The sequence below is a fragment of the Microcoleus sp. D2_18a_D3 genome (genome assembly GCF_036702455.1).
Taxonomy (GTDB): domain Bacteria; phylum Cyanobacteriota; class Cyanobacteriia; order Cyanobacteriales; family Microcoleaceae; genus Microcoleus.
The window spans coordinates 18,441-33,922 of sequence record NZ_JAUBTK010000039.1 but is presented as its reverse complement, the minus strand read 5'-3'; the positions used below and the strand labels follow the sequence as shown (position 1 = coordinate 33,922).

General features: G+C 45.8%; 12 protein-coding genes and 1 pseudogene. 4 read left to right on the top strand and 9 right to left on the bottom strand.

Going from position 1 to position 15,482, the window contains the following annotated elements:
* The first annotated feature begins 76 nt into the window (after positions 1–76).
* Positions 77–1,547, top strand: a pseudogene (tnpC, locus tag QUB06_RS18420) (IS66 family transposase).
* A gap of 115 nt (positions 1,548–1,662) precedes the next feature.
* On the opposite strand, the gene QUB06_RS18415 reads toward tnpC, so the two are convergent.
* From QUB06_RS18415 to QUB06_RS18405, 3 genes are all read right to left on the bottom strand, one after another.
* Entirely contained in the window at positions 1,663–2,868 is a 1,206-nt protein-coding gene (locus QUB06_RS18415; protein ID WP_333436502.1) for a glycosyltransferase family 2 protein, read from the bottom strand.
* A 592-nt stretch (positions 2,869–3,460) separates the two neighbouring features.
* Positions 3,461–5,092 carry a polysaccharide biosynthesis protein gene (locus QUB06_RS18410; protein ID WP_333436501.1) on the bottom strand — a complete coding sequence of 544 codons (1,632 nt, stop codon included), beginning with the start codon at positions 5,090–5,092 and terminating at the stop codon, positions 3,461–3,463.
* A 567-nt stretch (positions 5,093–5,659) separates the two neighbouring features.
* On the bottom strand, positions 5,660–6,958 hold the full coding sequence (locus QUB06_RS18405) for a PilT/PilU family type 4a pilus ATPase (RefSeq protein ID WP_333436500.1): 1,299 nt from the start codon (positions 6,956–6,958) through the stop codon (positions 5,660–5,662).
* Between the two features lie 288 nt (positions 6,959–7,246).
* On the opposite strand from QUB06_RS18405, the gene QUB06_RS18400 reads away from it, so the two are divergent.
* Both QUB06_RS18400 and QUB06_RS18395 read left to right on the top strand, forming a co-directional pair.
* Positions 7,247–8,416, top strand: a complete 1,170-nt coding sequence (locus QUB06_RS18400) for a DUF58 domain-containing protein (RefSeq protein ID WP_333436499.1) — start codon at positions 7,247–7,249, stop codon at positions 8,414–8,416.
* A 218-nt stretch (positions 8,417–8,634) separates the two neighbouring features.
* Positions 8,635–9,090, top strand: a complete 456-nt coding sequence (locus QUB06_RS18395) for a TerB family tellurite resistance protein (RefSeq protein WP_333103443.1) — start codon at positions 8,635–8,637, stop codon at positions 9,088–9,090.
* A gap of 27 nt (positions 9,091–9,117) precedes the next feature.
* Here QUB06_RS18395 and QUB06_RS18390 read toward each other — a convergent pair whose 3' ends face one another.
* The 6 genes from QUB06_RS18390 to minC form a co-directional block, all read right to left on the bottom strand.
* Complete coding sequence (locus QUB06_RS18390) at positions 9,118–9,819, bottom strand: zinc-dependent metalloprotease family protein (RefSeq protein WP_333436498.1); 702 nt, start codon at positions 9,817–9,819, stop codon at positions 9,118–9,120.
* 54 nt (positions 9,820–9,873) lie between these two features.
* Entirely contained in the window at positions 9,874–10,476 is a 603-nt protein-coding gene (locus tag QUB06_RS18385; protein WP_333436497.1) for a TerD family protein, read from the bottom strand.
* 12 nt (positions 10,477–10,488) lie between these two features.
* Entirely contained in the window at positions 10,489–11,064 is a 576-nt protein-coding gene (locus tag QUB06_RS18380; protein WP_333347657.1) for a TerD family protein, read from the bottom strand.
* A 624-nt stretch (positions 11,065–11,688) separates the two neighbouring features.
* Positions 11,689–12,084 (bottom strand): cell division topological specificity factor MinE, encoded by a 396-nt coding sequence (minE, locus tag QUB06_RS18375; RefSeq protein WP_445251397.1) that lies wholly within the window; start codon positions 12,082–12,084, stop codon positions 11,689–11,691.
* 347 nt (positions 12,085–12,431) lie between these two features.
* The gene (gene minD / locus QUB06_RS18370) at positions 12,432–13,238 is read right to left on the bottom strand and encodes a septum site-determining protein MinD (RefSeq protein WP_333103449.1); all 807 of its coding nucleotides are present in this window, start codon (positions 13,236–13,238) and stop codon (positions 12,432–12,434) included.
* A gap of 171 nt (positions 13,239–13,409) precedes the next feature.
* The gene (gene minC / locus QUB06_RS18365) at positions 13,410–14,216 is read right to left on the bottom strand and encodes a septum site-determining protein MinC (protein ID WP_333286912.1); all 807 of its coding nucleotides are present in this window, start codon (positions 14,214–14,216) and stop codon (positions 13,410–13,412) included.
* 281 nt (positions 14,217–14,497) lie between these two features.
* On the opposite strand from minC, the gene QUB06_RS18360 reads away from it, so the two are divergent.
* Complete coding sequence (locus QUB06_RS18360; RefSeq protein WP_333436496.1) at positions 14,498–15,019, top strand: ADP-ribosylglycohydrolase family protein; 522 nt, start codon at positions 14,498–14,500, stop codon at positions 15,017–15,019.
* Positions 15,020–15,482: the final 463 nt, after the last annotated feature.

Below are 15,482 nucleotides of genomic sequence, written 5' to 3'. Positions count from 1 at the left end.
TTTTATATAAGTTTTTTGTAAGGATTCAGGTAAAAATAGTTCCGCAGAGAGCCGAACAATATGGTAATGTAGTCAGATGAGCGAAAAGTCAGAGTTATCAGCAGCACTAAAATTAGAAATAGTTGACCAGTTGAGCCGTGAGGAGCTGGTCAAAATTGTGCTCACCCAACAGAAGCTGATTGAAAAATTACAACAAAAGCTCGAAAAGCTCCAAGAGAGACAGCCCAGTAATAGTAAAACATCATCAAAACCACCATCGAGCGATCTGATACAGAAATCCGAGACAGCCAAAGTTGACAATTCAAAAGAGTCAGAGTCAGAGTCAGAGTCCCAACCAAAGCGCAAACCAGGAGGACAGCCGGGACATATGGGTAAAAGCCGAAAAGGATTTGGGCGAGTAGATAGATATCAAATCAGCACTCCTGAGTATTGTGAGCATTGTGGTAGCCCTGAATTAAGTGATGCGATTGGTTATAGCAAGCAGCAAGTAGCGTGTTTAGCAGCCTTACCAATTGAAGTGGTGGAATATCAACGAGTCAAATGTCAATGTAATGAATGTGGAGCAATGGTGATGGGTGCACCAGCATCAGGGATAGTTCCAGGGCAAGACTTAAGCATCGACCTACAAGCATTATTGGTATGGTTAGGTAATTATGGGCACATATCCTATGAAAAACAACAAGAGTTCCTGCGCGAACTAGGTGGAATCGAAATTGGGATAGGGACATTACAAGCAACAAACGCGCGGGTAGCTGATACTGTAAAGCCTGCCGTTGAAGAGCTATGGCAATGGGCACCATTGCAAGCTTTCCGTCCATGTGGATGAAACTCCGTGGTGTGTCAAGGGAGTTAAAGAATGGTTATGGACAGCTACGGGTCAAGATTTTTGCCTGTTTCATGCCGCAGACACTCGCAGTAGAGCCGAATTAGAGACAATGCTGGGGCATGAATTTGCTGGTGTGTTGAGTTCCGATGATTTTAGCGTATATAACGGTGTGATTGTGGGAGCGCAACAAAAATGTCTAGCCCATCTACGGCGACATTTTAAGAAAGTTCTGCTTATACGCCACGGTAATAACAGTGTCGTCGCTTCTGCATTTTTGGAATTAATTGATGAGGCATTTCGACAACATCGAAAATGGCGGGAACACCCCCAAGAGATTGATTATCACACTTGGGCGAGGGACTTTAAGACGAGATTGGCAGAATTGTTAAATACTTGGCAAGGTCATGTTGGTCATGCTGCTGGACTGTTACTGCGCTCGTTACGTGAGAAAGCACATCAATGGTGGTACTTTTTAGACCACCCAGAAATTCCCCCTGATAATAATTTGGCAGAACGTTCTTTGCGATTAGCCGTGACTAAACGTAAGGTATCTGGGGGCTCCCGGTCAATGTCTCGGTTTGAACAAACTGCTGATTTGTTGTCTGTGATTCAGACTTGTCGGTTTCAAGGTAAAAGCGCAATGGCTTTTTTCCGTGATGCTCTATCTGCCCATTGTTGTGACTTTTTCATCCCTTCTCTTATTCCCCAATCAAAGACCTGAATCCTTACAGTTTTTTTAACCGCCGATAAACACAGATGAACGCAGATACAATTCTATCTGCGTTCATCTGTGTTTATCGGCTGATATCTGCGGTTAAAAATTCTCAATCTTAATATTAAACATCGCGTTCTGTCCGCACCCATTTAGTTTGCCGCTTCAGGATAAAACCCAGATACAAAGGGATTTTCCAAAGGATGTAAAAAGGTACAGATAAAAGAGTAGATCCAGAAATATTCGCACGCCCGAATTTTGCCCAAGCGGCGACAATGGAAACTAAAATCAGCAATCCTTGTACTGCTAACAAGACGGCGGGAATTGGGGATGTTCCCAAAATTGCTGCTAGTAAAGAGGCGGCAAAAGCAGCTAGCCAGAGAGCGACTAAAAGCGATAGGGGAGGGACGGATAAGTCGAGGGCGATCGCCAATAAGTCAAAACGTTTTTGCTCGACTGAAGCTGCTGTCAGCCGGGGAGTTTGAGTTAACAATGTCTGTATGTGACCGTGTTCCCATCTGGTTCTTTGACTTTTAGCTGCTTGCTGCTGCTGTGGCAAACACCCGGTGACGTTTGCTTCGGGGCAGAATACTGTCGGATGTCCGGCGATCGCCAAATCCAAACTCATCTGCATATCTTCAACAATATTGCCGCTAGCTAGGGAAACCGATCGAATTATCGACCAGGGAAAAGCCATGCCTGTTCCTGTTAGTAAAGATGGGAATCCTAACTGTTTTAATCCGCTGGGACGGACTAAGTTTTTCACGAGAAAGGCTAAAGCAGAAATGGAATCTTTGGGGGTAGGATTGGGTGGCTGTTCCATTAAATAAGTCGCTTGTACTGGTCTTTGTTCGGCCATTGCCACCCGGGCTAATTTTTCTATAGAGTCTGGCTGACAGATGCAGTCTGCGTCAACCATGATTACTACTTCTGGGGGGTCTGATTCGATCGCCTGCAAGCCAAAATCCAGTGCGTATCCTTTGCCCTTGCGTTGTGTGTCTTGGCGCTCGATCGCACTTGCACCGCAGTTACGGGCGATTTCTGCCGTGGCGTCCGTGCAGTTGTCAGCAATCACTAACAGCCGGTCTTGAGGTGTTAGCTGCGGCAATATGGTGGAGATGGTGGCGGCAATTCCTGCTGCTTCGTTGTAAGCGGGAATTAAAACTGCTACTTTGGGGCGGGGCGCTTTAGTTTCCGCTGTCTCGCCCTGGCCGGACAAGAAAGCTGCACTGCATTCTAGAAATAGAACTGCAACGGGAATTAGAAGGATCAGGGCGATCGCCAATAGCACAACATCAATCAATAGGAAGAGTAGCTGATTAATTTCCACAATTTTAGTACCTTAATTTAATTTTATTTCTTGCGTTCATTGAGTTTATTTAATCTTATTGCACCTTTGTTAACTCACTGCGCCACTCTATCTAAAGTATCATCCTATCATGCCTGCAAAAAATCACCGTTATCACCTTTGTTGTGAGGGCTTAAGTCCTCCTAAAACTACTAGGACGATCGTTCTCACTACAAATTAATTTGATTGCGGTTGTGCGGTAGCCAATAATATCATATCATGTCTATTCTTACAATGTTAAGTCACTCAATTTAATTAAACCTCAAACAAGCCCAGACTGGAGAAACCAGGTTTCTAAAAGGAACCTGGTTTCTGGGTGTTATATTTTTAATCAACTAAACACTTCGTCGATGTTTAACATCAAATCCGGTTGCATCGGAATCATAAAATCGAGTCAACAGTTAACACTCAACCATTCAGTTTTTCGACCCGCCCGTCAACAGTCAACAGTCAACAGTCAACAGTCAACAGTCAACAATCATTTCGAGGAGTGCAACCGGAATTGATATAACTCATTCATCCCCCGTGGGTGGGTACTCAGGAAGCTATCTCCCAACTCAAAACTATGTTCCAGCTACGCTGCATCGGGGATAGCAACAGGTTCAGATTTTTTGGTGGTGAATTGTGCGGGGGGTGCAAATTCTCTGAGATATCTCGACACCGATCGCAAATATCCCACTTCTGCTTGAATCACATCCAGCGTAGAAAGACTCTCCACTAAGTCATCAAACTCATCTGCCGTAACTCCAGCACTGTGCAAGACTTCTTGGTTAAGCCGCCCGCAGATTCCTTGCAGGAGGAGTTCGATAATCTCGCTATAGTCAGCGATTTCCGTTCCGTAACCTTGCAATTTCTTCGGATTGATTCCCCACTGCAAAATCTTCAACAAGTCTTCAGGGGCACTCCACGCAAAAGAGGAAGCAATCACTTCTTTTTCCGCTGCGACAAGAGCGTGCTTGATTTGCACTTCGGGGAAATCAGGATCAATGATTAAGCTTTCCAGCTTCGACACTTGTTTATCTAAGACGGGCAAAGAAAAAGGAGCTAATTCTACACTCACCATGTCGCCAGTATCGTTAACACTTCTAAAAGGATCTTCCAAAACATTAATTAAGAGGTGAATGTCTGTAGGCTTTTTCCAGTCAAATTGTCCAAGGAAAAACGGTTCTTCATATCCCGGCAAAAGTCCTTGAAAATAAATCGGCAGATTTTTGCCTGATTCAAGAATTTTATAAAGAGCTACTTCCAAGGTTTCTGTCGGCCAACCGAGATTACTTACGGCAACAAATTTCAGTTTTCCTGGAACGGACACAACCAGAGAATTCAGCAATAAATGTACGGCTTCAAAAAGATTTTGAGCAGTTACGTAGCGGTGGGGAGCGTGAACGTTTACAGTTTTACCTTGCTCTACTTTTTTGGACATTTGCTCGCAGAACAAGCTATTTTCCAACATATGAGTAAAGCGAACCATCCCGTAAGTGACATCTCCTTCTTGAGCTGCTTTGGCAAATTGCCATTCGGCAAACTTCTTCGAGGCGGCGTAAACTTCGGTTGTAAAATATCGAGATGTTTTGCCGGTAGAAGAGAAGATGCAGTGTTCTACGCCGTATTCTTCGCAGAGTTGGATGATGTGTTTACATCCTAACAGGCTGGTTGTAACTGTTTCTCGGATTTTGATTTCAGCTAGTCCGGGTTGGCGTTGGGCTGCTAGGTGAAAAACAATTGCTGGTTTTTCTACCTCAAATATGTGTTTGAGCGCGTCGAGGTTGCGAATATCGACGGCATAGAAAGTTACAGCACCTTCTCTGGCAAAAAGCGGGAGATTTTCTTCAGGGTTTTGACATCGGGCGTTGTCTGCAGAAATGATTTTAGTTGCGCCGAATTCGAGGAGTTTTGCGATTAAGAAACGACCGACACATCCTTCTCCTCCGGTGATAAGGATGGTTTTTCCTTTGATTTGGCTACTGACTGCGGATGCGTATAGGTGAATAGTGCGATCGCGCACGTCGCTAAAAGGTTCGCTTTCTAATTGTCCGTCGGCTTGATAGGCTGCGATTAGCTGTGCGGTGAGAGTTTGTAAGACCGCGAGGATTTCAGGATCTTGGGGCTCCGGGGAACCGGGGGGAACTAGCTGCTGGATGCGCTCAATTATTTCCGCTTTGCTGGCACCTTCAAACACTTCTCTTTGGTTAAATGCACTCTTCACTTTTTTTGCTCCTTTAAATTCTAGAAATACCGTTGCTGATAAGCGCGTTGTTAAACAAATTTTCGAGGGACAGAATCTTTAAAAGTCTGCTTGGTTTTAGGATTTTTTCGACGGAAAGCTACTTAATTAGAAAAACACGCCATCGGCGCTGCTTGTAGTTTTATTAAGCGCTTTTTTAACCTGCTTACTTCTGCGATCGGCAAATATCGGCAAAGTCGGAATGTTCTCTGTCCAAAATTGGTCACTACAACTATATACTTAAATGGTTGAGTGTTGGCAATACTCAGAACATATCTTTACTATTTCTTTGCAATCACCTGCGAGTTTTCACGCAATTTTAAAGTTTATGTAAAGTAAGGTCTACGTTTAAAAAACTTAACAATAAACTCGACACTGATTATAGCATTTTACTCTTTAATTAAAATGTATTTATTGTTACTAAATAAAGTTAAACTTTAAGTAAAAATACGCACAAAAGCTTTAACCGAATATTTCCGTGTGCGGAAAATCTTGTTATTTGATGGGTGGGGTAGTCCTGCAGTGCCTACCCCTGTATGTGTGCTGCTATTAGGCGCGAACGGTGCGTTCTTTTTTGCTGCCTTCAAAGCCGCGAGCGTCGGCAACATCGTAGCCTCCTGTCCGCAAGCGGCGGTCTAAATCGCTGGCTTCAGGAGAAGTTTTTGCTGCTTCTTCGATCGTCACTCTGCCTTCAAGCACCAGTTTATAAAGGCCCTGGTTGATAATCTGCATTCCTTCGTAAGTATCATGCTCCATTAATCGGAAAGCTTCATCATCAGCACCTTTCATCAAGTAATCGCGCATGGCAGGTGTATTCACCAAAATATCGTGAACTGCTACCCGACGGTTGTCAACTGTTGGCAGCAAAAGTTGGGCAATTACCGCTACTAAAGAATCGCAAATTTGAATCCGCATCGCCTGTTGTTCTTCGGGTGGGTAGAGGTTCAACAACCGATTAATAGCGTTAATGGCACTGCGAGTGTGGAGAGTTCCCAATACTAAGTGACCTGTTTGAGCTGCTTGCAACGCTGTATTGATGGTAACGCGATCGCGCATTTCCCCGATCAGAATCACATCGGGGTCTTCCCGCAAAACAGCCCGCAAAGCCTGCTGAAACTCGTGGGTATGCAAGCCGACTTCCCGCTGGCTGACCAAGCATTTTTTAGAAGGGTGAATGAATTCGATCGGATCTTCAATTGTAACTACGTGCTTTTGCTCCATCTGGTTGAGGTGGTCGATCATCGCAGCTACGGTTGTCGATTTCCCCGAACCGGTAGGGCCAGTAACCAATATTAATCCCTGCGATCGCAAAATGATATTTTTGAAAACTTCTGGCAACCTCAATGAATCGATAGTAGGTATTTCCAAACTAATCAACCGCAATACTAGGGCACCGCCGCTGAGAGAATCAAAACAGTTTAGCCGACACCGCACGAAGCCTGGGTAAAAAATTGCTGAATCTAATTCCTTAGTAGTTGCAAACTGTTTTCGCTGTTCGGGGGTGAGAATTTCGGCTAGGTAATGTTCAAAAATTTCTGGGGTTACTTTGGGGTGGTTAGTTGCTACTTGCATCACGCCCCGAATCCGAAATCGAGGTACTTGGCCGACTCGAATGTGAATGTCGGAAGCGCTCGCTGCATGGGCATCTCTGACCATTTGTTCGATCGTACTGACGGGTGTCTCGACAGGCCGCTGCTGCTGCTGCTGCTGCTGCTGGGCTGCGGGGGGCGCACTCGGCGCAGGTGGAGGCGGCGCGGGAGTTGCAGCCAAGGGCGGGGGCGGCGGCGGTGTTCGTCTGCGGGCTTGAGCCTCTGGTTGAACGGGTGTAGGATTGTTTAATGGGTTCATTTTTTGGTCTCCAGTCAGTCTATTTTAGATTTTAGATTTTAGATTTTAGATTTTAGATTTACTCCACAGATTAATCTGGGAGCAGGAACTAGAGTCTAAAATTGCGGGATCGACCCTGACTGAGTGTCGGGGGCTTGTATCCGTTTTTTGGGGGGTCAATGTAGATTTATTGCGAAAAAATGCCCGATTTCTAATTTTATCGCTCGCAGCTAATTCGGTGTTAAATGCTGAGAATAATTTACAATTAGGCTGGATGGGGCGATCGAGTAATTAACAATTTCAACTCCTATGAACATCGGTCACAAAATCGCCGACTGGCTCGAAAATCGTGCTGTTACCCCTGCCTACGCGGGTTGGCTGCTGTCGGGGATGACGGTTTTCTTTTTTGGGTCAGCGACTAATACAATGTCTGGGTGGCTGTACGTGCTCAGCGGTGGGGGTTTGGCGCTGTTGGGAGTAGCCGCGGTTTTGCCGGGAAAATCGCTCCGTTCGCTGGAAGTCCGTCGCCGCCCGATCGAACCAGTGAGTGCGGGCGATCAAATCACCGTTGAACTAGAAATCGAAAATCGCGCCCGCCAACCTAAGACTCTGTTGCAAGTGATAGACATCTTGCCGTTTGTATTGGGAGAACCGATCGTCCGCCCGATCGAAGTCATAGAGCCTAACAGTATATACAGGGATACATACTATCTGGAAGTCCGGCAGCGGGGCGTCTATCGTTGGCAAGAGGTAAACTTGAGGACGGCGGCACCTTTAGGGTTGTTTTGGTGCCGGCGCAGTCGCGCAGTCAAAGCGGTGGCGGTTGTGTATCCACAAGTTTTGCCGTTGAGCACTTGTCCTTTGATCGATCGTATCGGTCAAGAAGACAGCCCGCAATTTTACAATCGCAGTCGATCGCAAACTGCTACCGAAGGCCTCACCCGCAACATCAGGCCTTACCGCCACGGAGACCCCACCCGCCTAATTCACTGGCGCACCAGCGCCCGCTACGGAGAACTGCGGGTGAGAGAGTTAGAAGTTGCAGCCGGCGGTCAAGAAATTATTATTGCTCTCGACAGCGCTGCGGCGTGGCAGCCAGAAGAATTTGAACGAGCCGTGACAGTAGCTGCGTCTCTTTACTTCTATGCTAGCAAGCGCCTGTTAAACGTCAAACTTTGGACTGCCGGGACTGGACTCGTTTCGGGGAACCGGGTAGTTTTGGAAACTTTAGCGGCGGTTAATGCTGGGGAAGATGCGATCGATAATCGGTCGAAACTGCCGATAATTTGGTTGACTCAAAACTCTGCAAGTTTAAGCACTCTTTCCCCTGGCAGCCGCTGGGTGCTCTGGCCGTTGGCAACTGCTGAAACCGGCGACAAAACGTTAGTCAAACACGATTTACCGGGTTTGAAAATTCGCTCTGACCGACCGTTAGAACTTCAGTTACAAGATACTCTGGAAAGAGCGATTAATTATTAAGTAAGATAGACCACGAAAAAACCTGTGAAAGAGCGATTAGTTATGAAGATAGACTTGATTAATCTAAAACCTCAAGAACCATGATACACTACAGGAGGGTAATTCATCAACTTAAGGGTCTTACAGGGCCTGGCAATTGCTTGGCAAGTTAAGAGCAGCTTAGATTACTGTGACTCCGGTCATAAACATCATATCTCATTCACCAAACAGGAGAAAAAATGACTTTCTGGGAGAAATTAAAGCAGAACGTATCACAAATCAATGATTCTCTGCAAACCAATATTTCCAAGTTTAAAAACAATGATTTTGCTGATGCCTCAATGGCAATATGTGCATTGATTGCTGCTGCTGATGGCACTATCAATACCGAGGAAAGACAAAAAACGGCGGCTCTAATAATTTCCAATCAAACACTCCAAATTTTTCCGGCGTCGGAGTTGAAGCAAAAATTTGATTTTTATTGTGAGAAGCTATCACAAGACTTCGATTTTGGTAAAATTGAGGCTATCCAAGCGATAGGGAAACTTAATAAAAAACTAGACCAAGGTCGTGCCGTCATCCAAATTGGCATTATTATCGGTGGTGCGGATGGTAATTTTGACAAAGATGAAAAGAAGGTTGTCAAAGAAGCTTGCCATGCTGTAGGCATTAATCCTGGGGAATTCGATCTCTAAATTCAGCTATTTTATGGTTCTAGCCAATCAATTATTCAAGGCTTTATATCTGCGAATAGCATTGTTCATTGAGTTTATTTGCTCTGCGTGAAATGAGGGAGGCATTAAGCTATGAACAGTATGAAGGAGTCCATTGTGCATGACATCGGTCGGAAGTGCAGAATGATCGAGTCCTAGTGTATGTCCTATTTCATGGGCAATGGTATTTGCAATTAAGTTAGATAGTTGATTGAGACTCAGGCTGGCATTGTAAGAAGCATAGAATACTTGATCAATCCGAATAATCGCCCGATCTGTAACCATACCCGATTTGAAGCTAGCCACGCCGAGATAGTCAACCGGCTGGCTATCCACGAATATATAAACATGGGTAAAATCTTCGCCCCACTCTTGGCGATCGGGGGGATCGGATGTCAAAAATACTTTGATGCTTCTAAATGCGCCGTAGAGTTTGGAGAAAGCGTCCATCAGTAGGGAAAAGATCGCTTCTTTATTTTCGGGTGCGACATCCATTCCTGATACATCTACCCAAATGCAACGGCGACAATCGCTATCATTATCAATTAGAACTCTTCCACAGGAAGGGCAAAACTCCCACTCAGGCCGGATACGGGAACGACAGCCCTGACAGCGGAGTTTGGGGGGTTTAGTCAGGTTTAGCCGTTGAGAGAGGGGGAGTTTTAGCTTGCGATTGTGTTTGGTTAAGTCTAGGCGATCGTACAGAGACATTGATTCAGTGTCTGATTCCAGCAAGTAGAAAGCATCTAGGTATTGAGCGAGTTGTTAAGCATAGGTTTTCACAAGTTCCTGTAACCCATTAACCTTAACACCGTTACCGGTGGCTGCCATTTTCCACTCATCATTATGCTTGTAGATTTCTGCCATGAGCATCCCCGTCATGCCTTTGTATTCAGAACCTGATAGGTTATATTTTGCGAGTTCTTGATTATTAGACGTATTAACCAAACGCACAAACGCATTTTGAACTTGTCCGAAGTCTTGCTTGCGTGCAATGCAATCGTAAATGTTAACTGTAAAAACCAGTTTGACAATTTGCGAGGGAATTCGAGATAAATCGACGAGAATTTGCTCGTCATCTCCCTCTCCCGCTCCAGTCAGATTATCACCTAGATGCGTAATAGCTCCTGAACGGTGGGAGAGATTGCCAAAATAAACGATATTGGTCATATCATTCACTTTGTCATTTCGATCTAAACAAATCACTGAGGCATCCAGGTCATAATCTGGAGCACTGCTAAAAGCCCCAAACAAACCTCCACCGGAGCGTTTCGCCACATCCCACCCTAATCCGCACATCAGTTTTGTTAGCCCTGGCGCTTCTTTGGAAAGCGAGATGCGCTGTCCTTTTTGTAGGTTAATTCCCATGTGTTTTACCTTTTAGCTATAGCGATCGAGTAATGCTTGTAAACCACCTTGATAACCTGATCCCACTGCATTGAGACGCCACTCGCCGTCTTTCCGGTAGAGTTCAGCCATGATCAGCGCTGTCTCTATGGAATAATCTTCTACCAGGTCATAGCGAACAGCTTCCTGTTGTGTTTGGGCATTAACGAGCCGCACGAAGGCATTTTGCACCTGACCAAAATTTTGATGGCGTTGCTGTGCTTCATGGATGGTTACAGTTACAAGAATTTTTTGGACATCATTAGGCACTTTTTTGAGGTTGATTTTGATAACTTCATCATCCCCCTCGCCCGCCCCCGTGAGATTATCTCCCAGGTGCTGCACTGATTTGTCGGGATCTGGACTTGTGAGATTGTTGTAAAAAATGAAGTGGTTGTCAGAAATTAATTTTTCGTTAGCACCTAAGAGGAACAATGATGAGTCGAGGTCAAAGTCAGAGCCCGTGTCTGTAGCTTTAACGTCCCATCCCAGTCCTACGAATACTTCTGAGAGACCGGGTGAAATTTTTTCAAGCGATACCCGTTGTCCTTTTGTCAGAGATACTGCCATGATTCAATCTTCCTCTTTATTAGAATTAGAAGTGGTTATGGAGGGAGGCGCGGACTGGAAAACTTTATTAAGTTTTTGCTGGAAATAGTGGGAGAATTTTAAATCTTAAATAATAAGAATATTAGCTAACTGTGCAGATGTCAATAGGGATTACAACTCTTAATTATTTTTTTTTGTATGAGTACAAAGCAATCATGCCCTGCTTCCCACAGTTGTGTAATCTCAGCTTGGGTTATTGTGCTTGTGTATTTTGACAAACTCTCGGAACTTGACTCTGTTTTGTGATGCCAGTGACCATTACCAGGCCGTTTCCACAAGGCCCTCCGCTGGGAAGTCTCCTGTGTTGCAATACCATCGACTTGTGGCGTCGATGGTGTTGCGACGGATTCCCAACTCTGGAGCAACTTCGATTTTCTTTATGCCATTTAACTCGATCGCTCGGATGGCCTGATGAAGGAGGTATAAATGTACAGTTTGGGCCCAAAAGTCTGCGCGATCGCTCTGCAAAACTGGCCACTAATTTTAGTCTATTTTCTAACCGACGAAAGCGGTTGCTATAGTTTAATTTAAATGCCGATCGGCTCGAATCGAACTCTTTGCCTGACAATAAAAGCTCAATCCTTATCACTCCGTAGTGTCGGGGAGAATTTCGACTACATACTCCGGTACATATTCGGGTCGATTCTCTGGCCGATTCGGGGGCAAATTATCGGGCAAATTATCGGGCAAATTATCGGGCAAATTCTTCGGTGGATGTTCGAGTCTGACTCGCCGGATCGGGAGATTTGCAATTAGTGCTGTGGCCCGCTGGTCGCTCTCCAGCGAGAACTCAGACCCGGTGGTATCGATTTCCACGTAGCGAGATACCACCTCTAGAATTTCTCGGCGCATCGACTCAACCATTTCTGGGCTGAGTTCTGAGCGATCGTGGGCTAGAACCAGTTTGAGGCGCCGTTTTACCTCGTCGCGGCTGTTGTCAGGGGTGCGCGGGAAAAGTCGTTCGAGAAGTGTGTATATCATGGGTCGGGCTGGTTTGTCAAGGGTTAGGCATAGAAAACGTCATACCATTTTCGATTTTCGATTTTCGATTTTCGATGGGGGAATCACTGATTCCCGTCAGGTTTGGAGGTGGTCTACAGTTTCATTCTTTTTGGGAACTGGTGTCACTGGGGGAAAATTTGGGCTAGTTTTTGTGATGGGGTCGATTTTCGATTTTCGATTTTCGATGGGGGAATCAGTGATTCCCGTCAGGTTGGGAGGTGGTCTACAGTTTCATTCTTTTTGGGAACTGGTGTCACTGGGGGAAAATTTGGGCTAGTTTTTGTGATGCGGTCGCTGCTGTTAAAGATCGATCGCCAATAAGCACATCACATAATTTTAGTATTTAAGAACTTGCGGAGGCGAGTAAAGAAGTTTTCGGGACGGGGATTTAGATCGAGAAATTCAACTTTTTCGCCTTCTAAGCGACGGGCAATATTGTCGAAGGCAGTTCCAGCTAAAGAGGCCGTTTCCGACAATACTAATGGTTCGCCTCGGTTGGTGGAAACGATGACGCGCTCGTCGTCGGGAACGACGCCTAACAGCGAAATGGCGAGGATTTCCCGCACGTCTTGCACCGACATCATATCATTTGCCAGCACCATTGCGGGTCTGATCCGGTTGACGATCAGGTTGATTTTCTTGACGTTGTTGGCTTCCAGCAGCCCGATGACTCGATCGGCATCGCGGACAGCAGCGATTTCGGGAGTGGTGACAATGATCCCTTCTTGGGCCGGGGCGATCGCATTTTGAAAACCTTGTTCAATTCCAGCAGGAGAGTCGATCAAAATATAGTCATATTTTGGTCCCAACATCCCCACAAGCTGCTTCATCTGCTCGGCGCTGATGGCATCTTTCATCCGAGTTTGGGCCGCCGGCAACAGCACCAAGCGCGGCTGCCGCTTATCTTTCACCAAAGCTTGCTCTAATCGGCACTCTCCAGCGAGAACTTCTAATGCCGTGTAAACAATCCGATTTTCTAAGCCCAGCAGCAAGTCCAAATTTCTGAGACCGAAATCGGCATCAATTACGGCAACGTTGCGTCCCCGCTTAGCTAAAGCCATGCCGAGATTGGCTGTGGAGGTGGTTTTTCCTACCCCGCCCTTCCCTGATGTAACAACAATAATGCGAGCCATAAGCGATTTTTAGATTAGTTATTGCTAATTGGTAATTGGTAATTGGTAATTGCTAATTGGTAATTGCTAATTGGTAATTGCTAATTGGTAACAACTAACAAATGCCAACTAACAACTGTCAACTGCCAACTGTCAACTGTCAACTGTCAACTGTCAACTGTCAACTGTCAACTAACCATTACCCCCGACTAACTGCGATTTGTCAAAATCAGAGGCTCTACCGATCCGAATCCCTTGAGGAGTCACATAGGCGACTTCCGGGAAAAACTGAGCGGGTGAGGTTTCTGGGCCTCTGGCAACATACTTAGCAATCCTAATCACCATCGGTTCCATCTGCAAGGTCATAATCACGCTTTTGGTATTGCCACCGGCACCGGCGTGCACGACTCCCCGCAAACGGCCCCAAACTAGGATATCGCCTCCGGCGATGACTGAGCCGCCGGGATTTACGTCTCCCAAAACTACGACGGTGCCTGGATGGCGAATTTCTACGCCCGATCGCACTGTCATCTGCAAATATAAAGGTTCCGCCAGCGATTGAGGTTTTTCGGCAGTGGCTTTATTCAGGGAAGAAACCGGAGGCTGCTGTTCTACACAATAGCCTGCTGTAGCTGCGGCAACGGCGGTTTGGCGGCGACTGGTGTGGACACGTTTGAGTTGCAGTTCCACTTCGGAGAGGGCATCAGCGATTTCTTGCAGTTGGCGGATATCTAAAAGTCGATCGTTCGCCATCAATTGTACTTCGGCATTTGCCTGCCAAAAGCGTTCTCCTGCGTTCAGCCTGACTTTTAGCTGCTGCCAAAGTTCAGTCCAAGTAGAGGCGGAGGCTGTTGCGGGTTCGCTATTGGTTTCTGGGGGGAGTAGCAACAGTAGCTGTCCATCTTCGGTTTTGAGTCGGACTTGCAGCTCCAAGCTGACTTCGGGTGTTGATTGAGTGGCAGGGGCGGAAGTGGCTCCGGCGGTGGCATCGGGTGTCATGGACAGGTCTGAGTTCAGGTAGGGACAGGTTAACATCAATATTAGCCTGAGTAGTCATTAGTCATTAGTCATTAGTCATTAGTCATTAGTCATTAGCCGGGCACTCCGCGCGCACTTTAGACAATTATAGGACTTACGCATGGGGGTCTAGAAACCGGGTTTTTTTACAACAATACTTCGTTGCAACCGGCAGATTCGGTAAAAAACCCGGTTTCTTCTATCGGTGCATAAATCCTGAATTACTCATTACCAATTCCCCATTCCCAATTCCCCATTACTATATGCAGCAAATAGAACGTTATCGCGGCAGTCTTCTCGGTTTAGCAGTTTGCGATGCTCTCGGAACAACTTTAGAGTTCCATCGCCCCGGAACGTTTGCGCCTATTAACGATATGGTTGGCGGTGGCCCGTTTCGACTGCAACCGGGCGAGTGGACGGACGATACTTCGATGGCACTTTGTTTAGCTGAAAGTTTGATTGAGAAACAAGGTTTCAATCCATTTCATCAATTAGACACTTATCGGCGGTGGTGGCAACATGGTCATTTTAGCAGTACAGGCAAATGTTTTAATATTGGCAATACGGTTCGACAAGCACTTGGAAAATTTGAAGATAAAAGACAACCTTTCTGCGGTTCTACCGATGCTCATACTGCTGGAAATGGTTCGATTATGCGTTTAGCTCCCGTGCCTTTGTTTTATGCGAAAAATCCTTTCTTTGGAAGTCCTAGAGAAATCAGCAGTAAGTTCTCGAACTACTCACGGTGCTGCTACTTGTGTGGATGGTTGCCGCTATTTTGGTAATTTAATTGCGGGGGCTGTGAATGTAGTTACTAAAGATGTGTTGCTTTCGGAAAGATATTGTCCGATTTCTGGAAAATCGAAAATCAAAAATCAAAAATCAATTGACTTGTGTAGCAATTCGTGATATTTTGCTTTGCGTTTATCTAGGGTGTGTCATCAATTAAAAGAGAGTTGACGGCTCTCCTGGCTATCCGGTGATTGATATAGCTTATGTGTCTCTGGGTAAGAATTTCAGCGATTTTATTACCCAATTTTTGTACTTTTCGATACACTTCCCACCACAAATCCAAGAGAGCCGAGTTGACAAAAGCTGGCGAATGTGCGTAGGGTTCGGATCGCTCACTCAAGCTTCAGGAAAACCCGATGACACGGCGCTACTGGCAGCCTCAGTCATTGGGCTGGCTTAACCCTCCGATCGCTACTCACTACACGTTAATTCTGTTTTGTCAACCAACCTAATTAA